The sequence below is a fragment of the Streptococcus sp. HF-1907 genome (genome assembly GCF_015594605.1).
GTDB lineage: Bacteria > Bacillota > Bacilli > Lactobacillales > Streptococcaceae > Streptococcus.
Genome location: NZ_JADNQT010000003.1, coordinates 136,401 through 159,296, shown reverse-complemented (window position 1 = coordinate 159,296; position 22,896 = coordinate 136,401). Strand labels below are relative to the sequence as shown.

General features: G+C 42.8%; 23 protein-coding genes and 3 pseudogenes. 16 read left to right on the top strand and 10 right to left on the bottom strand.

Annotation, left to right across the window (positions count from 1 at the left end; translation table 11 throughout):
* The 5 genes and pseudogenes from IYQ92_RS03640 to IYQ92_RS03620 all read left to right on the top strand — a co-directional run.
* A pseudogene (locus tag IYQ92_RS03640) lies at nt 1-309 on the top strand (IS982 family transposase); the annotation flags it as partial.
* 17 nt (nt 310-326) lie between these two features.
* Nucleotides 327-737 carry a DNA cytosine methyltransferase gene (locus IYQ92_RS03635; protein ID WP_229311285.1) on the top strand — a complete coding sequence of 137 codons (411 nt, stop codon included), beginning with the start codon at nt 327-329 and terminating at the stop codon, nt 735-737.
* Between the two features lie 78 nt (nt 738-815).
* Nucleotides 816-1,286 (top strand): DUF3013 family protein, encoded by a 471-nt coding sequence (locus IYQ92_RS03630; RefSeq protein ID WP_195675381.1) that lies wholly within the window; start codon nt 816-818, stop codon nt 1,284-1,286.
* A gap of 219 nt (nt 1,287-1,505) precedes the next feature.
* The gene (locus IYQ92_RS03625) at nt 1,506-1,967 is read left to right on the top strand and encodes an NUDIX hydrolase (RefSeq protein WP_195675390.1); all 462 of its coding nucleotides are present in this window, start codon (nt 1,506-1,508) and stop codon (nt 1,965-1,967) included.
* A 19-nt stretch (nt 1,968-1,986) separates the two neighbouring features.
* Nucleotides 1,987-2,850 carry a GIY-YIG nuclease family protein gene (locus tag IYQ92_RS03620; protein WP_195675389.1) on the top strand — a complete coding sequence of 288 codons (864 nt, stop codon included), beginning with the start codon at nt 1,987-1,989 and terminating at the stop codon, nt 2,848-2,850.
* Between the two features lie 222 nt (nt 2,851-3,072).
* On the opposite strand, the gene IYQ92_RS10685 is transcribed toward IYQ92_RS03620, so the two are convergent.
* On the bottom strand, nt 3,073-3,225 hold the full coding sequence (locus tag IYQ92_RS10685) for a hypothetical protein (protein ID WP_229311284.1): 153 nt from the start codon (nt 3,223-3,225) through the stop codon (nt 3,073-3,075).
* A complete protein-coding gene (locus IYQ92_RS03610; RefSeq protein WP_195675380.1) occupies nt 3,218-3,481 on the bottom strand; it encodes a type II toxin-antitoxin system Phd/YefM family antitoxin in 264 nt (87 codons plus the stop codon). The genes IYQ92_RS10685 and IYQ92_RS03610 overlap by 8 nt, the downstream gene beginning before the upstream one ends.
* 144 nt (nt 3,482-3,625) lie before the next feature.
* Between IYQ92_RS03610 and prmA the strand changes: the two genes are divergently transcribed.
* Together prmA and IYQ92_RS03600 are read left to right on the top strand one after the other, a co-directional pair.
* Nucleotides 3,626-4,582, top strand: coding sequence for a 50S ribosomal protein L11 methyltransferase (prmA, locus tag IYQ92_RS03605; RefSeq protein WP_195675379.1), 957 nt, complete (start codon nt 3,626-3,628; stop codon nt 4,580-4,582).
* A gap of 1 nt (nt 4,583) precedes the next feature.
* Entirely contained in the window at nt 4,584-5,324 is a 741-nt protein-coding gene (locus IYQ92_RS03600) for a 16S rRNA (uracil(1498)-N(3))-methyltransferase (protein WP_195675378.1), read from the top strand.
* Nucleotides 5,325-5,413: 89 nt separating this feature from the next.
* On the opposite strand, the pseudogene IYQ92_RS03595 reads toward IYQ92_RS03600, so the two are convergent.
* Nucleotides 5,414-6,229, bottom strand: a pseudogene (locus IYQ92_RS03595) (IS982 family transposase).
* A 326-nt stretch (nt 6,230-6,555) separates the two neighbouring features.
* On the opposite strand from IYQ92_RS03595, the gene IYQ92_RS03590 reads away from it, so the two are divergent.
* From IYQ92_RS03590 to IYQ92_RS03580, 3 genes are all read left to right on the top strand, one after another.
* Nucleotides 6,556-8,748, top strand: coding sequence for a PTS transporter subunit IIBC (locus IYQ92_RS03590; protein WP_195675377.1), 2,193 nt, complete (start codon nt 6,556-6,558; stop codon nt 8,746-8,748).
* 105 nt (nt 8,749-8,853) lie between these two features.
* Nucleotides 8,854-9,663 (top strand): endonuclease/exonuclease/phosphatase family protein, encoded by an 810-nt coding sequence (locus IYQ92_RS03585; RefSeq protein WP_195675376.1) that lies wholly within the window; start codon nt 8,854-8,856, stop codon nt 9,661-9,663.
* 22 nt (nt 9,664-9,685) lie between these two features.
* The gene (locus IYQ92_RS03580; RefSeq protein WP_195675375.1) at nt 9,686-10,498 is read left to right on the top strand and encodes an endonuclease/exonuclease/phosphatase family protein; all 813 of its coding nucleotides are present in this window, start codon (nt 9,686-9,688) and stop codon (nt 10,496-10,498) included.
* A 48-nt stretch (nt 10,499-10,546) separates the two neighbouring features.
* Here the strand turns inward: IYQ92_RS03580 and IYQ92_RS03575 are convergent.
* The 3 genes and pseudogenes from IYQ92_RS03575 to IYQ92_RS03565 all read right to left on the bottom strand — a co-directional run bounded on the left by IYQ92_RS03575 (nt 10,547) and on the right by IYQ92_RS03565 (nt 12,105).
* Nucleotides 10,547-11,045, bottom strand: a pseudogene (locus IYQ92_RS03575) (zeta toxin).
* A gap of 113 nt (nt 11,046-11,158) precedes the next feature.
* Nucleotides 11,159-11,620, bottom strand: coding sequence for a class Ib ribonucleoside-diphosphate reductase assembly flavoprotein NrdI (nrdI, locus tag IYQ92_RS03570; RefSeq protein WP_195675374.1), 462 nt, complete (start codon nt 11,618-11,620; stop codon nt 11,159-11,161).
* A gap of 35 nt (nt 11,621-11,655) precedes the next feature.
* Nucleotides 11,656-12,105 carry a hypothetical protein gene (locus IYQ92_RS03565; RefSeq protein ID WP_195675373.1) on the bottom strand — a complete coding sequence of 150 codons (450 nt, stop codon included), beginning with the start codon at nt 12,103-12,105 and terminating at the stop codon, nt 11,656-11,658.
* A gap of 505 nt (nt 12,106-12,610) precedes the next feature.
* Between IYQ92_RS03565 and IYQ92_RS03560 the strand changes: the two genes are divergently transcribed.
* Entirely contained in the window at nt 12,611-14,830 is a 2,220-nt protein-coding gene (locus IYQ92_RS03560; protein ID WP_195675372.1) for a RelA/SpoT family protein, read from the top strand.
* A 9-nt stretch (nt 14,831-14,839) separates the two neighbouring features.
* On the top strand, nt 14,840-15,283 hold the full coding sequence (gene dtd / locus IYQ92_RS03555; RefSeq protein WP_195675371.1) for a D-aminoacyl-tRNA deacylase: 444 nt from the start codon (nt 14,840-14,842) through the stop codon (nt 15,281-15,283).
* Here dtd and IYQ92_RS03550 read toward each other — a convergent pair.
* The 3 genes from IYQ92_RS03550 to IYQ92_RS10210 form a co-directional block, all read right to left on the bottom strand.
* Nucleotides 15,280-15,690 (bottom strand): hypothetical protein, encoded by a 411-nt coding sequence (locus tag IYQ92_RS03550; protein ID WP_195675370.1) that lies wholly within the window; start codon nt 15,688-15,690, stop codon nt 15,280-15,282. The genes dtd and IYQ92_RS03550 overlap by 4 nt on opposite strands.
* A gap of 391 nt (nt 15,691-16,081) precedes the next feature.
* Nucleotides 16,082-16,252 (bottom strand): hypothetical protein, encoded by a 171-nt coding sequence (locus tag IYQ92_RS10215; RefSeq protein ID WP_229311283.1) that lies wholly within the window; start codon nt 16,250-16,252, stop codon nt 16,082-16,084.
* 207 nt (nt 16,253-16,459) lie between these two features.
* Complete coding sequence (locus IYQ92_RS10210) at nt 16,460-16,888, bottom strand: hypothetical protein (RefSeq protein WP_229311282.1); 429 nt, start codon at nt 16,886-16,888, stop codon at nt 16,460-16,462.
* 122 nt (nt 16,889-17,010) lie between these two features.
* On the opposite strand from IYQ92_RS10210, the gene IYQ92_RS03540 reads away from it, so the two are divergent.
* Nucleotides 17,011-17,361 carry a TetR/AcrR family transcriptional regulator gene (locus IYQ92_RS03540; protein ID WP_195675369.1) on the top strand — a complete coding sequence of 117 codons (351 nt, stop codon included), beginning with the start codon at nt 17,011-17,013 and terminating at the stop codon, nt 17,359-17,361.
* 236 nt (nt 17,362-17,597) lie between these two features.
* Here the strand turns inward: IYQ92_RS03540 and IYQ92_RS03535 are convergent, their stop codons facing one another.
* Nucleotides 17,598-18,431 (bottom strand): AraC family transcriptional regulator, encoded by an 834-nt coding sequence (locus IYQ92_RS03535; protein ID WP_195675388.1) that lies wholly within the window; start codon nt 18,429-18,431, stop codon nt 17,598-17,600.
* A 115-nt stretch (nt 18,432-18,546) separates the two neighbouring features.
* On the opposite strand from IYQ92_RS03535, the gene IYQ92_RS03530 reads away from it, so the two are divergent.
* Genes IYQ92_RS03530 through IYQ92_RS03520 form a run of 3 tightly spaced genes read left to right on the top strand, consistent with a single transcriptional unit; the run spans nt 18,547 to nt 22,896 of the window.
* Nucleotides 18,547-20,745 carry an alpha-galactosidase gene (locus IYQ92_RS03530; RefSeq protein WP_195675368.1) on the top strand — a complete coding sequence of 733 codons (2,199 nt, stop codon included), beginning with the start codon at nt 18,547-18,549 and terminating at the stop codon, nt 20,743-20,745.
* A gap of 12 nt (nt 20,746-20,757) precedes the next feature.
* Nucleotides 20,758-22,017 (top strand): extracellular solute-binding protein, encoded by a 1,260-nt coding sequence (locus tag IYQ92_RS03525; RefSeq protein ID WP_195675367.1) that lies wholly within the window; start codon nt 20,758-20,760, stop codon nt 22,015-22,017.
* Nucleotides 22,018-22,029: 12 nt separating this feature from the next.
* The gene (locus IYQ92_RS03520) at nt 22,030-22,896 is read left to right on the top strand and encodes a carbohydrate ABC transporter permease (protein WP_195675366.1); all 867 of its coding nucleotides are present in this window, start codon (nt 22,030-22,032) and stop codon (nt 22,894-22,896) included.

The following is a 22,896-nucleotide window of genomic DNA, read 5'->3' as shown; positions in this document are numbered from 1 at the left end:
AGTTTTCCCTTACCACTATGTCAACCAGTCCGTAACTATAGAACACGTATTTTTGATGGCTTGGCAGACATTGGTTACAATGCCTCCAAGAATCTATGGTTCTATGGGTTCAAAGTTCATATGCTAGTCACCCTATCAGGCTATATTCTAAACTACGTTGTGACATCAGCATCTGTTCACGATACTAGAGTAGTTGATGACTTATTGGAAAACTGCCATCACCCGTACATTTTGGCTGATTTGGGCTATCTTAGTCGTGAACTTAGAAATAGTTTGGAACAAAAAGGGTATCATCTTTGGACTCCTTTGTAACTTTGGAGGATGCCTTGGAAGGCTTACCTCTCGAAGCTGATGATGTCTTTGATTCTGACTATTCCTCAATGTATATGAGCCGAAATCGTAAAAAAACTTGGCAAGATCAGAGCTTCACTATTCAAGCTAGTGGACGACAAGCTCCCCAACATCCATATGGTCAGCCCATGATTAAATTGGATAAGGATAAGTGGAAATTTCAAGGAGACTTTAATCGCCGTCTATCCGTTCGAGAGTGTGCCAGAATCCAAACTTTTCCTGATTGGTTTGAATTCTCGGATGGTGATAAGAAGCAGGTAACTAAAAATCACCGATTAAATGAGCAATACAAGCAGATTGGGAATGCTGTTCCAGTTTTGCTGGCAGAAAAAATATCTCGACCAATTATTGATTTTCTTTTAATCTATAAACACTTGAAAAAGTAATCGTTCGCTTGACGATTACTTTTTTATGGAGTGATATGCTATAATCAAGGTAACACAAATATAGAAAAGAGATTAAAAATGGCTAAATATGGATTCTTATCAGTACTCGAGGAAGAGTTGGAGAAACACTTAGATTTTGACTTTGCCATGGATTGGGACAAGAAAAACCACGCTGTAGAGGTGACTTTCGTCCTTGAAGCGCAAAATCAAGGGGCGGTTGAGACCATTGATGACAAGGGTGAGGTCAGCGATGAGGACATCGTCTTTGAAGACTATGTCCTCTTCTACAACCAAGACAAGTCGAAGTTCGACGCAGAGGACTACTTGGTGACCATCCCCTTTGATGCCAAAAAGGGCTTGTCTCGCGAGTTCTTGGAATACTTTGCTAAGGCCTTGAACGAGGTTGCGACGAAAGGTTTGGACGACCTCATGGACTTCCTGACAGATGAAACTGCTATTGACTTTGCTTTGGAGTGGGATAAGGAGGCTTTTGAAAATGGCAAAGCTGAACTTGTAGAGACGGAGTTTTATGGGTATCCGAGATATTAAAAATAAAAGCGAACGAAGTGAACTCAAACCTGATAAGTATTTTTTACTTGTGAAGCAAATACGGCTTTAGAACTAAACTCAATATAAAAGGAAAGGCGACCTTTACTTTATTAACCAAGGCAAGATGTGGTAAAATAAGATAGGCTTTCTAGGTTTTTATGCCTCGGGAGGGATTAGAGCTAGGAGATTCTCATGACAGCAGGGCAGGTGCAAAAGAGCATGGATAAGCAGGAGATGGCTGACATTCTCAACCGTCGCTTTCCTTTTTCGGGCTGTAAAGTTGCCCTTTTGCTAGGCAACCAAATCCTCATCAGCTTGCGCGATGACTTTCCCACCATTCCTCATCCTAATATGTGGGACTTACCCGGCGGTGGACGAGAGGGGGAAGAGACGCCTTTTGAATGCCTAAAGCGTGAAGTCATGGAAGAACTATCTCTTGAGCTAAAGCCAGAAGCAATCAGCTGGGCAAAAATCTACCCCAGCATGCTACATCCAGAAGAATTGTCCGTTTTCACAGTCGCTAGCATCAGCCAAGAACAGTTTGACCAGATTGTCTTTGGCGACGAAGGGCAGGATTATAAGTTGACGCCTGTTGGAGACTTTTTGGTAGATGAAAAAGTTATTCCGCAGTTGCGGGGACGGGTGAAGGATTATATGGAAGAAATCAGTGGCAAAGGGTAAGAACATCAATCTATTTCTCATGGACGGAGAGGTTACGGGAAAGATAAAATGTACCCTGTCCAACTGGACTGGTGTCATCTATAAAATTCCTAGACATCAGTTGAGTCAGGTCAGAGACCGACAGGAGTTGAAACAGACTGGCATTTACTTTCTTATTGGAAAGGATGATGCTTGTCAGCAAGATACGGTTTATATTGGTCAAGCGACTAGCCGAAAAAATGGTGAGGGCGTGCTCTTGCGTGTTCAAGAACATACTAGAGATAGCCATGCTGACTATTTCAATGATGTTTTGATTCTGACAACGCAAAATAATTCCTTTGGACCAACAGAAATTTCTTATTTAGAAAATACCTTTACCAATTTGGCACGTGAAGCAGGGCGTTATTTGGTCAGAAATGGCAATGAACCCAATTCTGGCAATGTAACAGAGGAGAAACAATCAGAGTTGGATGAAGTTGTTGAACACACTGCGACGATTATTGGTAGTTTAGGTTACAAATTATTTGTTCCTTTGGTGAAAGAAACCATTCCGACACCTGAAGAGACAAGTGATGACCAATTTTACCTAAACCGAAAAAGTCGCAAGTCCAATCAAGTTATTGAAGCTAGTTGTCAACGAACTTCAGAAGGATTTGTAGTGCTGAAAGGTAGCATGATTGACATCATAGACTCTGATAGTCTGCCGACTTCTTTGGTAGAATTGCGACAAAAACTTCAAAGCTCTGCTATTATTAAAAAAGGCATTTTACAAGAAAATCAACTGTTTAGTAGTCCCTCCTATGCCTCAGCCTTTGTCTTAGGCATGAGCTCAAATGGACGGACAGATTGGAAGAATAAACAAGGACAATCCCTAAAAGATTTGGAGAATAACACAGATAATTGAAGGTTTGAGCATTATCTCAAGCCTTTTTGTTAAGCAAAAAACCACCTGATTCAGATGGTTAGAGTAATTGCTCCAATTGACGTTTGGCGTAAAGAATCCAACGAACCTCCATGGTATTACCGATAAGAACATAGAAAATCGTATAATGTTTAACGTGGATGGTATAGTAGGGATTGGGTCTATTTTTGGTCGTTTTGTAGTCGGGGAATCCCGCGGGACTTTTTAGACGGTGTAAGATCGCCCTTTCGACATCATTGACAAGCTGGTGGCTACCCTTGGATTATTCAGATTGATCCTGATATAGTCAACAATCTGGTTGAGGTCATTTTCAAAGAGAGGAAGGATGGCTAAGTTGTCGTTTTTGTTTTTAGTCATTATCAATTCTTTCTCTGACTCTATCAAAGACTTCTGGGCTTGAAAAACGTTGACCTGTTTGACTGGCTTGCAAATCAGCTTCATCAAGTTTTGATTCGATAGGATTGATGAGTTGGTCATACTGATCCAGACTCATAAGAACCATGGTGCCATAGCCGTTCTTGGTTAGAAAGACTGGTGCATTTTCTTCAACAACAGTTTCTTCAATTTCCGAAAATTTATTACGGAGATCAGAAATAGGACGAATTGTAATCATAAAGTTCCTCCTAAGTTATCAATATATTATCAAAATAATGATAATTCATCAAACAATAATAGTTTCAATTAAAGTAGTATCAGACGTTTGAAAAACCAAATATGATATAATAAACTCAATGAAAACCATAAACGAGGTAAACAAATGGACAAATGGCAAGAACTAACTATCACGGTTAATCGTGAGGCGGAGGAAGCGGCTTCTAATATTTTGATTGAGTCGGGGAGCGCTGGTGTGGCGATTGATGATAGCGCAGACTACATCGGTCAGGAGGACCGTTTCGGGGAGCTTTACCCTGATATTGAGCAGTCTGACATGGTGACCATCACCGCTTACTACCCAGAATCTACGGACATTGCTGCCGTCAAAGCTCAGGTTAATGAGCGCTTGGCAGAATTGACAGGATTTGGTGTTGAGACGGGGAAAATAGCTGTCGCTAGTCAAGAATTAGTGGAAGAAGACTGGGCGGAGAACTGGAAGAAATACTACGAACCAGCTCGCATCACCCATGATTTGACCATCGTGCCAAGCTGGACAGAAGATTATGTGGCGTCAAGCAGTGAAAAACTCATCAAACTCGACCCAGGCATGGCCTTCGGAACAGGCACACACCCAACCACAAAAATGAGCCTCTTCGCCCTTGAACAAATCTTGCGAGGAGGTGAAACCGTCATTGACGTAGGGACAGGTTCTGGCGTACTTTCTATTGCAAGCTCCCTTCTCGGTGCCAAAGACATTTACGCCTACGACCTCGACGACGTGGCGGTGCGCGTGGCACAGGAAAACATTGACCTCAACGACGGCACAGAAAACATTCACGTCGCAGTGGGTGACCTCCTCAAAGGCGTGGATATTGAAGCTGAGGTTATCGTGGCAAACATCCTAGCCGACATCCTCATCCACCTGACCGACGACGCTTACCGCTTGGTCAAGGACGAGGGCTACCTCATCATGTCTGGTATCATCGCTGAAAAGTGCCAAATGGTTATTGATGCGGCTGAAAAAGCTGGTTTCTTCCTTGAAACTCACATGAAGCAGGGCGAGTGGAACTGCGTCATCTTCAAGAAAACTGACGACATTTCAGGCGTTATCGGAGGCTAGGATGCAGCAGTATTTTGTAAATAGCAAAGCGGAAAACCCAGTCACCATTACAGACAAAGACACGGTTAAACACATGTTTAACGTTATGCGTCTGACCGAGGGAGACGAGGTAGTGCTGGTCTTCAACGACCATATCAAGCGTTTGGCAAAAGTATTGGACAGCGCAGCCCACTCCTTTGAAATCATCAAGGAACTCACCGATAATGTAGAACTACCAGTGCATGTGACCATCGCATCAGGTTTCCCAAAAGGAGACAAGCTAGAATTTGTAGCCCAAAAAGTAACCGAGCTAGGCGCAGCAGCCCTCTGGGCATTTCCAGCCGACTGGTCAGTGGTCAAATGGGACGGCAAAAAGCTAGCCAAACGTCAAGACAAGCTGGACAAAATCGTCCTCGGAGCATCCGAGCAATCCAAACGCAACTTGGTTCCAGAGGTGACTTTATTTGAGAAGAAAGCAGACTTTATTAAGGCACTCGCAGACTTCGACAAGATTTTCATCGCCTACGAAGATTCAGCTAAAGAAGGTGAGCAGTCTGTGCTGGCGCGTGAATTAGCGACAGTTGAAGCTGGTCAGAAAGTCCTTTTCATCTTCGGACCAGAAGGAGGCATTTCGCCAGCTGAAATTGAAATTTTTGAAGCAGCAGGAGCCCTCAAAGTTGGCTTAGGACCACGCATCATGCGGACAGAAACCGCACCGCTCTATGCCCTATCCGCAGTCAGCTACGCTTTGGAATTAAATTAAAAACTATCTAAGCAATGAAGAACAGCACCCCAAGTGTTAGATAAGAATCTAATGATTGGGGTATTTTTGGGTTTTAGATACTCGTGGTGCTAGTTAATTTCAAAATATCTTAAATTGTAGGCCAGTACAATCTGCTCTATTCTCAATTGCACTCCTGTTTTTGCTCTAGCTAGTGTTTGCTCCATATCGAAAAGGGTACAAAGTTCTGAAAAACGTGTCTCAATAGTCCTCCTCATAGCTATTAGTTTCCAATGATTATGTTGCTTAGCTCCTATCATATTTTGACGTAAGGGAGTTCAAAGGTGATAACCTTTTTGCTCCAAATGTTCTCTGAGCTTACGACTAAGATAACCTAAATCAGCTAAAATGTATGGTTGTCGGCAATTTTCTAGTAAGTCCTCAACGGCTCTAATATCGTGAACAGATGCTGGTGTCACAACGTAGTTCAGAATATAGCCTGATAGAGTGACCAGCATATGCACTTTGAAGCCATAAAACCACAGGTGTTTTGAAGCATTGTACCCAATGTCTGCCGTTACTTCAAAAATTTTTGCTTGATGATTGCGAACAGATTGACAAAGTGGCAAGGGGAAGCTATCTATGATGACAACTATATCAGGAGATAATTGGTTATTCATAGCTTGACGAATGATTTGAATTAACCAGATTAACTGTTTCGATCGTCGGTTAAAACGACTTCTTTCTAGTCGTTTCCCACAGGGAAATAGTTGGCAGATACGATAGAAATGACGTTGGGATTTTATACCTAATTTAGCCTGTAAGAGAACTAAGACTAGCAGTGACTCATCCGAAACTTTAGACAAGCTAACATTACGACGATACTTGAAGGCATCAGGACAATAATCATGATAGAGTTTTGAACAAATTTTTGATAATTGTTTGATATTCCATTGTAAGTGATGAAATTTAGCAGTATAGTCCTTTTGGGCTTTTTATGGTATTTTGAAATTAACTAGCACCACGAGTAGAAATATATAAAGGAGTTGGAAACAGTTGTTCTAACTTCTTTTGTATGTCAGAAAAAGATGAAAAATTTAACAGTTTTTCAGGGAGACAGAATATTCTGACAATGCTATAATATTATGAAAAAGCTTAACTTTCTCAAAAAAAGTTCTAGAAAGGGTTTACAAACGAAAAAATAGTGCTATAATAAAAGCAAGAGTTGCGCAAACGGTTGCGCGACAAAAGAAAATTTTTAAAGGGGAATCTCATGAAAGAGAATATCAAACAACTCTTTAGCTTTGAATTTTGGCAAAAATTCGGTAAAGCTTTGATGGTCGTTATCGCGGTTATGCCAGCCGCAGGTTTGATGGTAAGTATCGGTAACTCACTACCTTTGCTTAACGCTAACAATGAGCTTTTGGCTCGTATCTCTAATGTCATCGCCCAAATTGGTTGGGGAATCATTGGTAACCTTCACATTCTCTTTGCTTTAGCTATCGGTGGTAGCTGGGCTAAAGAACGTGCTGGTGGTGCTTTTGCTGCAGGTATTTCATTTATCACATTAAACCTTATCACAGGTCACTTTTACGGTATTACATTGGCAATGATTGCTGATGATAAATCTTACGTGAAAAATGTCTTCGGTGGTAGCATGCACGTTTCAGACTACTTCATCAATGTTCTAGGGCAACCTGCTCTTAACATGGGGGTATTCGTTGGTATCATCGCTGGTTTCATCGGTGCAACAGCCTACAACAAATATTATAACTACCGTAAACTTCCAGATGCTTTGTCATTCTTCAACGGTAAACGTTTCGTACCATTCGTCGTTATCGTTCGTACAATAATCGTTGCTCTTATCATGTCAATTTTTTGGCCACTTATCCAATCAGGAATCAACGGCTTTGGTATGTGGATTGCCAACTCACAAGATACAGCTCCAATCTTAGCACCATTCATCTACGGTACTTTGGAACGTTTGCTCTTGCCATTTGGTCTTCACCACATGTTGACTATCCCAATGAACTACACTCAATTGGGTGGTACTTATACTGTTCTTACTGGTGCTACTAAAGGAACTCAAGTACTTGGGCAAGACCCGCTTTGGTTGGCTTGGGTGACTGACTTGATTAACCTAAAAGGTGCTCATCCTTCACAATACCAACACTTGCTTACAAGCGTTACACCTGCTCGTTTCAAAGTTGGTCAAATGATTGGTGCTTCTGGTATCTTGATGGGTCTGACTTACGCTATGTATCGTAATGTTGACGAAGACAAAAAATCAAAATACAAATCAATGTTCGTCTCTGCAGCTATTGCAACATTCTTGACTGGTGTAACTGAACCAATTGAATACATGTTCATGTTTGCTGCCCTCCCACTTTATCTTGTTTACGCCCTTGTTCAAGGTTGCGCATTTGCTATGGCTGACCTTGTTCACCTACGTGTTCACTCATTTGGTAATATTGAGTTCTTAACACGTACTCCAATGGCTATTAAAGCTGGTCTTGGTGGTGATGTCTTTAACTTTGTCTGGGTTACTATTCTTTTTGCAGTCATCATGTACTTCATTGCAAACTTCATGATTAAGAAATTCAATCTGGCAACAGCAGGTCGTAACGGTAACTATGATAACGAAGATGTAGAAGCTGACACACAAGCACCAGCAGGTAGCTATGGTGGTACAGCAGATGCCAACTCACAAGTTGTCCAAGTCATTAATCTCCTTGGCGGACGTGACAATATCGTTGATGTTGACGCATGTATGACTCGTCTCCGTGTAACCGTTAAAGATGGTAACAATGTTGGTGATGAAGCAGCTTGGAAAAAAGCTGGTGCTATGGGTCTGGTTATGAGAGGCAATGGTGTCCAAGCTATCTACGGACCAAAAGCTGACGTTCTTAAATCTGATATCCAAGACCTTCTTGATTCAGGTGCTGTTATCCCAGTTGTCAATGTTGAAACTGGTGGCACAGTCACAGCAGAAGCTGTTACTTACAAAGGTGTGACTGAAGCTGTTGAAACAGTTGCTAATGGTAACGTTATTGAAGTTACAGAAGTGAGCGACCCTGTCTTTGCACAGAAAATGATGGGTGATGGCTTCGCTGTAGAACCTAGCGATGGCAATGTTTACGTTCCAGTATCTGGTACAGTAACAAGTGTCTTCCCTACAAAACATGCTTTCGGTCTTTTGACAGATAGCGGCTTGGAAGTCTTGGTTCACATCGGTCTTGACACTGTTTCACTTGAAGGAAAACCATTTGATGTTAAAATCTCTGATGGTCAAAAAGTTAAAGCTGGGGACCTTGCGGTCGTTGCAGACCTTGATGCTATCAAAGCAGCAGGTAAAGAAACAAGCATCATTGTTGTCTTCACTAATGCAGCTGACATCAAATCAGTTACACTTGAAAAACAAGGTCAACAAGCTGCCAAAACAGTTGTAGCGAAAGTTGAATTGTAAAAAATAAGCAGTCGCAGTCTAAACAATTAAACAGATAAGAAGTTGGGGCGGAGTTGTTAAGAAAGTTGACAACTTGGTCCCACTTCCTTATTTATAGGAGAAATCATGACTAAGGTACTAACACTCAACACACACTCTTGGATGGAAGAAAATGGTCAACAAAAATTTCAGGACTTGTTGGATGCCATTTTAGCTGAAAACTACGATTTGATTTGTTTGCAGGAAGTCAATCAAGAAATCACTTCTGATTTGGCTAACTATATGATTCATTACGCAGGTCTAGAAGATGCGCCAGCCATTCACCAAGACCACTTTGCTTTGAAATTGGTAGAGGCTTTGGATGAGGCTGGTCAGGTTTACTATTGGTCTTGGGCTTATAATCATATTGGCTATGACCGCTACAATGAGGGGGTTGCTATCCTGTCTAAAAATCCGATTGAAGCCAGCTCAGTTTTAGTATCGGATGTTGATAATGAGTATGATTATCATACACGCAGAGCCTTGGTTGTCAGAACACTCTTGGGAGACCAAGAAGTTTTGGCGGTCAGTACACATCTTTCTTGGTGGGATAAGGGCTTTAAGCGCGAGTGGTCTAAATTGGAAAAAGCCTTACTTGCGCAAGACCTTCCGGTACTTATTATGGGAGACTTCAACAATCCTCAAGGTAATGAAGGTTATCAACTGGTCTTGGCAAGTCCTTTGAAACTCCGCGACAGTCATGTTAACGCCAGTCAAGTCATCGGTGACCACACGATTAAGGCTGATATTGACGGTTGGGAAGGCAATGAGCATAATTTCAAGGTTGACTATGCTTTTACTAATCTGCCTGTTGCTATTCAGAGGTCGCGTGTTGTTTTTGATGGTCAGCACTATCCAGTGGTGAGTGACCACTTTGGGCTGGATGTTACTTGGTAAGCCCTAAGTCAGGAGGAAGCTCATGGTAAAATGTTTAACACTAAACGCTCATTCTTGGATTGAATCTCTTCCCTTGAAGCGTTTGTTTGATATTGCAGAGCATATTTTAGAAGAAGATTATGATTTGATTTGTCTTCAGGAAATCAATCAGAAAATGTCAACGCCAGTGGCGGAAAATTTAGTAGACTTCACGAAATTATCAGATTTCCCAGCGGTTCATGAGGATAATTACGCTCTTTATTTGGTCAATTATTTGCGAGCAAAAGGGCGCAGATATTATTGGTCATGGGTTTACAATCACATCGGCTACGATGAGTACAACGAAGGTGTGGCTTTATTGTCCAAGACACCTTTTAAGGCTGAGGATGTCCTAGTTTCAGACAAGCATGACGAATTTGACTTTCATACACGTCATGTCTTGATTGCCCAGACAGAAATCAATCAGGTTCCCATAACAGTGACCAGCCTTCACTTGTCTTGGGAAGGCAAGGGATTTGAAGAGGAATGGCTTCGCTTGGAAGACAAACTAAAATCTTACCCACGACCTTATGTCTTAATGGGAGACTTCAACGCTCCGACAGACAGCAAGGGCTATCAAATGATTTTGTCCAGTCCGCTTGATTTACAGGACTGTCACGTTGAAGCGGGTGATAGTAAAGGAAGTCACACGATTTCAGCTGATATTGACAGCTGGGAAGCCAACGAAGCTGACTTGAAGGTGGACCACATTTTCATCAGTAAGGAACTGACGGTGAAAACATCACATGTTTCTTTTGATGGTGGTGCTGCGCCGATTGTCAGTGACCATTATGGCATTGCAGTTGAAATTGAATAAACAGAAACCTGCGAGGATTGCCCCGCAGGTTTTTGCCTATCTAGGATGTTAGTCAGCTCTCAAGTTAGCGAGAATGATTTGTTTAGCTTGGGATAGGCTGAGATTTGCTGAAAATAGCGTTTCAGGGATGACTGTCAGGTAATCTTTTTCTAACCACCATCGCCTCAAGGCCTCTTCTCCGAATTCAAGAGACTTGGCGCGTGTTTGGTGGCGGGCAACGGTCTCTTCAAAGGAAAGGTAGTAGTAATAAGCCTGGCAATCTTCGCCATAAAGCTCTGCTATTTTTTCAAAAATAGGAGCATACCAGCCAGAATGCAAGATACCTTCCAAAATGACAACGGGATACTGTCGGTAGCCATGCTCCAAGAGCGTTAAGAGCAGCGGAATGGTCGGGCTATCAAAGCCATCGTGGGCATGAAGCATGTCCCTGCGGAGACTATCTTGTGAGAGGAGAAGCGTATTTTCTCCCAATTCGGCTTGCAGTAGCTTTGTTAAGCTGGTTGCCACTAGCCGCATTTCCTCTTATGAGGATGAGTTTTGGTGCCATAAGTTATCCTTTTAAGTCATTAGTAAGTCTATAGGTTCACTTAAAAATCCCAAGATCAAGGACCTTAGGACTGACGTGCTGGGTGCACAGTTGATTCCTAGTAGTGGGAAGGTTTAGTTTTTGGTAAAATCAGCTAGCGCTTCAACGATGACTTTAGCCAGGCGTTCGACATCGCTTGATGTGCCCCGCAACTCAAAGTCACCTAGCATAGGAAAGCCAAAACGCTTAGCGTATTGCTTGGCAGTTAGGCAGTACTGGTTGTTAAAATTGCGGTTTCCTGAACCGATGATACCAAAGCAGTGCTGGACATTGCCGTGTGCAGCGATGAAATCTCCAAGTGGATTGGTCAGTATTTCTTGGTCGCCGTTGTCCACCCCATTTCCCCCTTCCAAATAAGTAGGAAGCAGAGCGACAAAGGGTTCTGTAACTGGGAAAGTTTGGTGGTTGAGTTCCTTGATGTTGATGGTCTTAGGGGTGATGTCATACCAAGTTGTCAAGTGCTCCGAGAGACGTTTGACAAAGCTCTGCGTATTGCCACTAAGACTAATGTAAACCAAGGCAAGTTCTTGAGACATAATTTCTCCCTTATTTTATAGTTTGTACCCGTTGGTCATGAGTGATAACGGAGACTTTGATAGGTGCCGAAGATATCCATATGAATGGCCCTTACAGAGCGATAGAGATCAACTAAGACGCCAAAATGGGGTAGGTCAGGATTTTCTAGAACCAATTGAAACAGCTGTGTTGACTGGCAAGTTTGAACCACATAATCAATATCTGACAACCAAGTGGGAACGATATCTAGCGAATAATCCATCAGCCGAAAGGATGGCTCATCATACCAAACGATAGACCGAACGATTGTTTTTTGTTTTTCAAAACCACCTAAGGTCTCCGCAATTTGTCGAAGGTCTGATAGGATAATATCAGATGGAATCGGGCCTTGCAATAAATGAGGTGTTTGACTGACTAGAGCGACCTCATCTTTAAAAAGGGTTAAATAGTGAACACTAACAAGTAATTGTTGGACAAGAAGTGAGTAGGTAGTGGATGATTTCATGGCGCCCTTTCTAGTGAGGATAAGTGTGATTTTAGAATCGTCTTAGTACGGGAAGATAATGCTTGTTACTATTTTATCACAAAGTAGTAACCAATAGCTAAAACTAATGACACAAAATAAATAAGTTTTTAGTTTGAATGGAAATGTTGAGGTGATTTAGCTATTTAAATAGCTAAAGCTATCTCATTTATTGCCTAGGTGCTCAAAGAGAGAATCATCGGAAAGAGTTTTGTCGCAGTTTTGCAAGAGGCTCTCGCTGCTAGCGACGGCTTGTTGCAAGTTGGCAGGACTGTCTGATGGATGCGATGAGGAAAATAAGGGAGATTGGTGAGGTTAATATCGTCCAGACTGACTTTTTCTACGTTTGTGATAAGGTGTACTAGCCTGATTTTATAATGGTTAGGCGTGGCTTTCTTTTGAAAACAGTTTAATATTTCAACTTCTTTTATTTTTAGCTTAAAAAGTGTTAAAATAGTAGCAATATCAGCACAAGGAAGAGGTATTCATGGTTAAAGAAGTCAATCTAACAGGTCAAGAGGTTGTTGACATAGCAGCTCAGTACATGTCTGAAAAAGACGTGGAATTTGTCAAATTTGCCTTAAACTACGCAACAGCTGCTCACTATTACCAAGCTCGTAAGTCTGGTGAGCCCTATATTATTCACCCTATTCAGGTAGCGGGTATCTTGGCTAATCTGCATCTGGATGCTGTGACCGTGGCTTGTGGCTTCTTGCACGATGTGGTTGAAGATACTGAGATTACCCTAGATGAGATTGAGACGGATTTTGGTAAAGATGTCCGTGATATTGTCGATGGGGTGACCAAGCTCGGTAAGGTCGAGTACAAATCACACGAAGAGCAGCTGGCAGAAAATCACCGTAAAATGCTTATGGCCATGTCTAAAGACATTCGCGTTATCCTTGTCAAATTGGCTGACCGTTTGCATAACATGCGTACGCTTAAGCACTTGCGTAAAGACAAGCAGGAGCGCATTTCACGTGAAACCATGGAAATCTATGCGCCCCTCGCCCACCGTTTGGGGATTAGCCGCATCAAGTGGGAGCTGGAAGACCTTTCTTTCCGCTACTTGAATGAGGTTGAGTTTTACAAGATTTCGCATATGATGACGGAAAAACGTCGTGAGCGCGAAGCCTTGGTGGATGAAATCGTCGCAAAAATCAAGACTTACACCGAAGAGCAGGGGCTCCACGGAGATGTTTACGGTCGTCCTAAGCACATCTACTCCATCTATCGCAAGATGCGTGATAAGAAGAAGCGCTTTGACCAAATCTATGACTTGATTGCCATCCGCTGCATCATGGATACAGCTAGCGACGTTTACGCCATGGTTGGCTACATCCACGAATTGTGGCGTCCAATGCCTGGTCGTTTTAAAGACTATATCGCTGCACCAAAAGCCAACGGCTACCAGTCTATCCACACCACGGTTTACGGTCCAAAAGGTCCTATCGAGATTCAAATCCGCACCAAAGAGATGCACGAAGTGGCCGAATTCGGGGTTGCCGCTCACTGGGCTTACAAAAAAGGGATCAAGACTAAGGTCAATGAAGCAGAGCAGGCAGTCGGCATGGAATGGCTCAAAGAATTAGTTGAGTTACAAGACCAATCAAACGGTGACGCGAAAGAATTTGTGGACTCTGTCCGTGAAGATATCTTGACGGAGCGCATTTACGTTTTCACCCCAACAGGTGCTGTCCAAGAATTGCCAGTTGACTCAGGACCAATTGATTTTGCCTACGCCATCCACACCCAAGTTGGAGAAAAAGCAACAGGTGCCAAGGTCAACGGCCGCATGGTACCATTGACAGCTAAGTTGAAAACGGGTGATGTGGTTGAAATCATCACCAACCCAAATTCATTCGGACCAAGCCGTGACTGGATTAAGATTGTCAAGACAAATAAGGCCCGCAACAAAATCCGTCAGTTCTTCAAGAACCAAGACAAGGAAATGTCCATCAATAAGGGTCGCGACATGCTGGTGGATTATTTCCAAGATCAGGGCTATGTTGCTAACAAATACCTTGACAAGAAACACATTGAAGAAATCCTGCCACGCGTCAGTGTTCGTAGCGAAGAAGCACTCTATGCGGCAGTCGGATTTGGTGATATTAGTCCCGTTTCTGTCTTCAACAAATTAACCGAAAAAGAACGCCGTGAGGAAGAACGTGCCAAAGCCAAGGCTGAAGCTGATGAGTTGGTCAAGGGTGGTGAGGTCAAGACCGAGAAGAAGGATGTCCTCAAGGTCAAAAGCGAAAATGGTGTCATCATTCAAGGCGCATCTGGTCTGCTCATGCGTATCGCCAAGTGCTGTAATCCTGTCCCTGGCGACCCGATTGAAGGCTACATTACCAAGGGTCGTGGTGTTGCCATTCACCGTGCGGACTGCAACAACATCAAGAGCCAGGAAGGTTATGAGCAACGCTTGATTGAAGTTGAGTGGGACGACGCCAATTCGGCTAAGGACTACATGGCGGAGATTGACATTTACGGTCTCAATCGTTCAGGTATCCTCAATGACGTCTTGCAGATGCTTTCTAACGCGACCAAGATGATTTCTGGTGTTAATGCCCAGCCAACCAAGGACATGAAGTTCGTCAATATGCACATCAGCTTTGGCATTTCAAACTTGACAGAGTTGACAAGCATTGTTGACAAGATTAAGATTATCCCAGACGTTTACTCCGTTAAGCGTACCAACGGTTAGGAGCTTGATATGAAGATTATTATCCAGCGCGTGAGTCAAGCTTCGGTTTCCATTGATGGCAATGTGGCTGGCGCTATTGACCAGGGTCTTATGCTACTAGTTGGTGTCGGACCTGATGATATAGCAGAGGACCTAGCTTACGCTGTCCGCAAAATTATCAATATGCGTATCTTTTCAGATGCCGATGGTAAAATGAATCTGTCCATCCAAGACATCAAGGGAAGCATTCTCTCCATCTCCCAGTTCACCCTTTTTGCCGATACCAAGAAAGGTAATCGCCCTGCTTTTACAGGCGCAGCTAAACCTGATCTGGCTAGTCAGTTCTATGATGATTTCAATACCGAACTAGCCAAAACAGTCCCAGTTGAAAGGGGGGTCTTCGGTGCTGACATGCAAGTCAGCCTAGTTAATGATGGTCCAGTCACCATCGTCTTAGATACCAAGAATCGTTAACGAATAGCTAGTAAAGAGTCCTCGGATGTAACTGAGGGCTCTTTCTTGTCAATGAAGATTGACGAGCTGATGAAGGGAGAACTGGTTAGCAGGAACTGATAGAGAGCAAATTTGTAGGTGATATTTACAGTTAACTTTACAGACTTGACAAAATACTTGTCACCATTGTCAATCAAAGCTGTCTGAGGATATTGCGGGATAGCCAAGCTAAAAATCGTTTTTACGGCTTTGGATTTTGATAAGCACACAACTTCAACTTGTTTGACCTTGATAAATTTTCCAAAGTTGTCACTGTCCCTATTTTTCAAATTAGCCTCAGTTAGCAGACAAGTTCTTAAATCAGTGATTGGGATAGGCTGGTAATTTTTTTGATGGCTAGCATAAAAGTTGCGGGAGGTCGTCAGCATTGCTGACAGTTGATTTTCAATGTGCGAGAGGTCGTTAGAACTTCAGACAGCCGTTTTCCAAGTAGAGAGAACTTGTCGTAGTCTCAGACGGTCGTTTTCTGAGTAGCGGGAAGTCGCCCGAGTCTCAGATGAGTCATTTCCAAGTTGCAGGAGCTTGTCCGAGTTTCGGACGGTTGTTTTCCAAGTTGCAGGAGCTTGTCCGAATTTCGGACGTGCTGTTTCTAGACAGTGGTAGTTTATCCGATGAGTCAGTTATAGTAACCTGACTAAGATTCTTCTGAAATAGGAGTTACGCTATTCTGGCGAGGGAGTCATTTCCGCAAGAAAAAAGCCAAGCAGGATTGCTCAGCTTTGATGTGAAATGATAGAGGTCTGTTTTTTCTATCTAACCTTATTTCAAAAATGGTTTCTTGCCTGTTGCTTTAATAATCTCTTCTTTTTCAGGGAGTTTTTCGTAGATGATGAAGCCTCGGATGGCAAAGAAGAGGCAGATGGTTACGACGATGTAGTACCATGGGTTGGCGCTGAGTGAGAAGTAGTCTGGTGCGATGGCTTGCCACATGTTGAGCCATGGGTTGAAGGATACGATAGCGACGCAGATGAAGCAGATGTTGAGCCAGCGACTATTCCCTCAACGGTAGCCGCGTTTTTCCAGCACAGGGTCTGGTGCGATGGTGATGAGGACTTGGGTGAAAATCCAGAATTTCCACATGGTGCTGTCATGAAGTTCAAAGCGCAGCAGATTGAGCCCGACAAAGAAAATGACAAGTTAGAAGATGATGTCGCGAAGCATGACTTTTGTAGGTGTGCCGGGTTTCCAGTTGATGTCCTTTTCGTAGGCCATGGCGCGCTTTAGGCTGTAGATTTCCATGAGGACCCAGATGGTTTCGCCAAGGCTGAGCAGTCCAAAGATGTAGAAGTGGTCGTACTTGAGCCAAGCGTCTAGAAAGACCCAGATGCCCATGAAGTCGGCGGCGCAGTAGAAGGTGTGCATCCAAAGGAGGTAAGGACCCTCGTGCTCAGTTTCATTGAGGATAATGGGGTAAATATAAACCAAAAGTCCAAATACTACTGCCAGCAGAACGGGAATGAGGTTCATGGCAAATCTTGGTGTTCCAGGCGTCAAGTGGTCAATAAAATTCTGCGGTGTCACGTCAACAGAAGTATAGCCTGAGACGAGTTTTTCGATGATGTTCATGAGTTTCTCCTTTAACTAACTCCATCATAATGAATTTTGGTGTGAAAGACAATCACAATAAAGTCAAAAAGTGTGAGATAAGTAACACTATGCTATAATAATGTGGATTAAAAGGAGTGGCTATGGCAAACAGTGACCGACGTGTGTTAAGAACCAAACGTCATATTCGTGAAGCATTTGTGCAATTACTAGAGGAAAAGAGTCTGACTGATATTACGGTTACCCAGCTTGCAGACTTGGCAGATATTGACCGCAAGACTTTTTATGCCCATTATCAAAACGTGACGGATGTTTACCTTGAATTGAGCAAAGAGGTGGCGGAGCAATTACGTGAGGTTTTGATTGATGTTGATAGTTTTGAGGTGGATGATTTCTTGGAATCCCTGAATGACATCATGCTTGCTAACCTGTCCTTCTTCAAAATTATTACCAGCAAGTCGGCTGACAAGTTCTTTTTGACTGACTTTATCTAGCTATTAAGAGAGACGCTCCTGCTTCGATACTCAGAGCTGACCTTTACTAGCGCCAGCTTTTTGTCCCACGGTATCATCGGTGCTTACGTGGATTGGCTGAACGGAGAGAACCAGTCGACCTTGGCTGACCTCAAGGAATCCTTGGGAAAATTGCTGCGCTTTTATAAGGATGCTTTGTAGGGTGGTGTGAGTTGAGTGAATAGAAAAGTGAGGTTTTGAGGTCTCACTTTTTTATGTTATTCTTGGTGGTTTAGCTCTTTTCGGTAACGGCTAGGACTGGTGCCAAACACTTTTTTGAAACTTTTACTGAAAGCCAGGGGGTCGGGAAAGCCAACCGAGCGCGCAATTTCGCTGATGTTGAATTGAGGATTGGCTAGGAGCTCCAAACTTTTATCCATTTTAACATGGAGAATGTATTCTTTGAGGGAGGAGCCAGTCTCTTCTTTGAAAATCTTATAGAGATAAGAGCGGTTGAGGTTTAGTTGGTCGGCAATATCACAGACTTTCAGCTGGCGACCGTAATGGACATGGATAATTTTGAGCGCTCGTTTGACATAGTGTTGAACCATGTCGCTTTCGCTGGTTTCCGCTGGAAATTCTTGAATGAGCAGAGCTAGTAAATGGTAAAGTTCACCTGTTAAATTGAGTTCATCGCTGATGGCTGTGAGATTTTTGGTGTACCCAACCAGACCTAACATTTGCTCCAAAATAGGAGAGTCCAGATTAGAATGCACGAAACATTTTTCCATAAGTTGCGTGCGGTTGAGGATATTATTTGCCTTAGGACCGCTAAAACCCACCCAAATATAGGACCAGGGCTTGTTTGCATCGGCCTGATAAAAGGTCACTTCTTGTTTGGGAAGAAGAAAGAGATCGCCAGCTTTTAAGGAAGTTGTCTCTCCTCTGACAGTAAGGGTTCCGCACCCGTCAGTGATAAAATGTAGGACATAATCATCCCGAACAGAGGGACCGAAAGCATAATTACTGGCGCAATTTTCAGACCCGTAATGGTCAACATTAAGGTCAAATTGATTATAATCAAACTCTTGATAGGTGTTCAGAACGTTCATAGCCATCAGTCCTTTCTTATAGGAAACATTATACCATATTTAAGCAACAAAAAAGCATATCAAAGCGCTTTCTTTTTTAGTAAACTTTAAGTAAAGAAACTTTTAGGAGAAGACTATGAAGCACTTAATCATTGTAGATGAAGCTGAAAAAGTTTTTCATTTGACCAATGGAGATATTTCCTACCTGCTTGCTGTTGAAGAAGGTGGCTTGTTAGCTCATTTGTATTTTGGAAAAGCGGTAAAAGACTATCATGGACAGCGTCGATACCCACGTATTGACCGTGGTTTTTCAGGAAATTTACCTGACAGCTTAGAAAGAGGCTTTTCACCAGATACCCTACTTCGCGAATATGCTGGAGCAGGTGAGGGTGACTATCGTCTGCCTGCTATCCTAGTGGAACAGGCTAATGGCAGTCAAGCTACGCAATTTGTCTATGACCGCTACGAGGTGCTTGCAGGCAAGCCGACTTTAGAAGGGCTTCCAGCTTCATATGTGCTTGACGACAGTGAAGCTGAGACCTTGGTGGTTTATTTGAAAGATGCTGTCGCTGGTTTAGAATTGGCGCTTAGCTACACCATTTATGCTGACCGTCCAGTGATTACACGCTCTGCACGTCTTGACAATCAATCTGATGCTTCAATCAAGATTGAAAAAATGGCTTCAATGACCGTTGATTTTCCAGCGCAAGCCTTGGACCTTATCAGCTTACCAGGTGCCCATGTCAATGAACGTCATATCAACCGCGAAGCACTCAGCTATGGTCAAAAACGCCTAGCAAGTCGACGCGGAACGACCAGTCATCAGATGAATAATACTATGATTTTGGCGCAACAAAAAACGGATGAATTCACTGGTGAAGCTTATGGTTTTGGCTTGGTTTACTCTGGAAATCACGCCCTTGAGATTGAACGCGATCAAATTGAGCAAACTCGCGTGGTTATCGGAATTAACGAAGAACAGTTTTCTTGGGAATTGACAGCGGGAGCACATTTCCAAACACCAGAAGTGGTTATGACCTACTCACATCAAGGCCTAAACGCTCTTAGCCAGGCCTTCCACAGCTTGATTCGTGACCGTGTAGCGCGTGGCAAATACCAACATGCCCTTCGTCCAATCTTGGTTAACAACTGGGAAGCGACTTATTTTGATTTTGACGAGGCTAAGCTCCGTCCGATTGTTGATGAGGCTAAGCAACTTGGTATTGAAATGTTTGTTTTAGATGATGGCTGGTTTGGTCATCGTGACAATGATGACAGTTCGCTGGGTGATTGGTTCGTTGACAAGAATAAGTTTCCAAATGGCTTGAATGGCTTTGCAGACTATGTGCATAGTCAAGGTCTTAAGTTTGGACTTTGGTTTGAACCAGAAATGATTTCTGAGGATTCAGAGCTTTTCCGCAATCATCCAGATTATCGTTTGGCTGTGCCGGGGCGCAAGCCATCACCAAGTCGTCAGCAGTTCGTTCTTGATTTGGGACGAGAAGAAGTTCGTGAGGCTGTGCTTGTTCAGGTGGAAGCCTTACTTGACCAGGGTTATATTGACTACATCAAGTGGGACATGAACCGTCATTTGTCAGATATTTTCTCTGCAAGCTTGCCAGCGGGTCGTCAGGGCGAGGTTTTCCATCGTTACACTTTGGGACTTTATGATATGCTTGAGCGCTTGACTAGCAAATACCCAGATATTTTGTGGGAAGGTTGCTCAGGTGGTGGTGGTCGTTTTGACATCAGCTTCGCTTACTACATGCCTCAATCATGGACCAGTGATAATACAGATGTGGTAGCGAGACTTGGTATTCAGTACGGCACATCGCTAGTTTACCCACCGTCAGTGATGACATCGCATGTTTCAGCGGTGCCAAATCATCAAACTGGTCGCATCACACCTTTCAATACACGTGGTGATGTAGCAATGAGTGGTGTTCTTGGTTACGAGCTAGATTTGACAAAATTAACCGAAGAAGAGAAAGAGTTGGTAAAAGCTCAGGTAGCAGTTTACAAAGATATCCGTGAATTAGTACAGTATGGAAACTTCACGCGACTCAAGAGTCCTTTTGAAGGAAATGAAACAGCTTGGATGTTCACTAATGCCGACAAATCAGAAATTCTTGTCTTCACCTTCCTAGTTCTTAACAGCGCTCAGCAGTCAATCAGTCAAGTGAAATTGACTGGACTCGATTCGGATAAGATTTACGAAAATGTAGAGACTAAAGAAATCTTTGGCGGAGATGAGCTAGAGCACATGGGTTGGTTTGAAGCGCCAGCTGACCACGATTTCCTTTCTCGTCGTTATCATTTTAAAGCAATCAAATAGGAGGAAAGCCAAATGAAATGGTATCAGAAACTTGCGGCTGTTGGCTTCTTGTCAGCGACTGTCTTGACCTTAGCAGCTTGTGGTAAAAGCAATGACACAAGTTCAGATGGTAAAGTAACGATTGAATACTTTAACCAGAAGAAAGAAATGGATGCCCCCTTGAAAGAAATCATTAAAGATTTCGAAAAAGCAAATCCAAAAATTCACGTTAAAATGACTAGCGTTCCAGATGCAGGTACTGTTTTGAAAACGCGTATGCTTGCGGGTGACGCCCCAGATGTCATTAACCTTTATCCACAAAACATGGACTTCCAAGAGTGGGCTAAAGCTGGTTACTTCTATGACATGACTGGTAAGTCTTACTTGAACAACCTTAAAAATCATTACGCTAATAAATACGCCATCAATGGTAAGGTTTACAACGTTCCACTAACAGCCAATGTTTCAGGGATTTATTATAACAAGACAAAATTTGATGAACTTGGTCTTGAACCTCCAAAAACTTGGAATGAATTTGTAGCCCTAGTTGATAAAATCAAGGCCGCAGGTGAAACACCATTTTCAGTAGCAGGAACAGAAGGTTGGACCTTGAATGGTTACCATCAGTTGTCATTGATTACCATCACAGGTAGTGCGGATAAGGCTAACGATTACCTCCGCTTCTCAAAACCCAATAGCATTTCAGCTAGCGACAGTATTCTCAAAGAAGATGCTAAACGTTTGGACTTGCTAGCTGCTAAGGGTAATCAACAAGCTAACTGGGAAGGGGCTTCTTACAACGATGCAGTTGTAGCCTTCACATCAGGTAAAGCCTTGATGACTCCAAATGGTTCTTGGGCGCTAGCAGCTATGCGTCAACAAAATCCTAAATTTGAAATTTCAACCTTTGCTTTCCCAGGTAAAAAAGCTGGTGACAGTGCAACCGTTGGTGCTGGTGACTTAGCCATGTCTATCTCATCTAAGACCAAACATCTTAAAGCATCTGAAAAATTCGTAGCTTACATGACAACAGCTAAAGCTATGCAAAAATACTATGATGTTGATGGTTCACCAGTCGCAGTTAAAGGTGTTAAAGAAGATAAAAATTCACCATTTGTAGCCTTGAACAGACTTGCCTTCACAGATAAACACTATGTCTGGATGGCACAACATTGGACAAGTGAAGATGACTTCTTCTCTGCAACAGCTAACTACTTGATGACACAAGATCGTAAGAATTTAGCAGACGAATTGAACGCATTCTTCAACCCAATGAAAGCAGACGTTGATTAGGAGGACACAGTAATGAGAAAAGTTTTGAATAAATATTGGGGTTGGGTCTTTCTAATTGTACCGCTCATTCTGCAAGCAGTATTCTTCTACTTCCCAATGTTCCAAGGTGCCTTTTACAGTTTGACTAACTGGACAGGTTTGACTTACAATTTTGAATTTGTTGGGCTTAATAACTATAAAATCTTGATGACAGATAGCAAGTTTATGAAAGCTATCGGTTTTACACTCATCTTGACAATTGCCTTGATTGTTGGGGAAATTGTTCTTGGTATCTTGATTGCGCGCGTGCTCAATTCAAAAATCAAGGGACAAACCTTCTTTAGAGCTTGGTTCTTCTTCCCAGCAGTGCTTTCTGGTTTGACAGTTTCATTGATTTTTAAACAAGTCTTCAACTATGGACTTCCAGCTATCGGTAGTGCTCTCCACATTGGTTGGTTAGAGACAAGTCTTTTGGGAACAATGGGCGGAGCGGTTTTCGCAGCAGTCTTCGTTCTCTTGTGGCAAGGGGTGGCTATGCCAATCATCATTTTCTTGGCAGGGCTTCAAAGTATTCCAAGTGACATCACAGAAGCGGCAGCCATTGATGGTGCCAACAGCAAGCAAACCTTCTTCAATATTGAATTGCCTTACTTGCTTCCAAGTATTTCAATGGTCTTCATTATGGCGCTTAAAGCAGGTTTGACAGCCTTCGACCAAATCTTCGCTTTGACTGGTGGTGGTCCAAGTAACTCAACAACCTCAATTGGTCTCTTGGTTTACAACTACGCCTTCAAGAGCAACCAATATGGTTATGCCAATGCCATTGCATTGATTCTATTCATCGTCATTGCTATTGTGTCAATCCTTCAAATTCGATTGTCACGTCGCTTCGAAATTTAG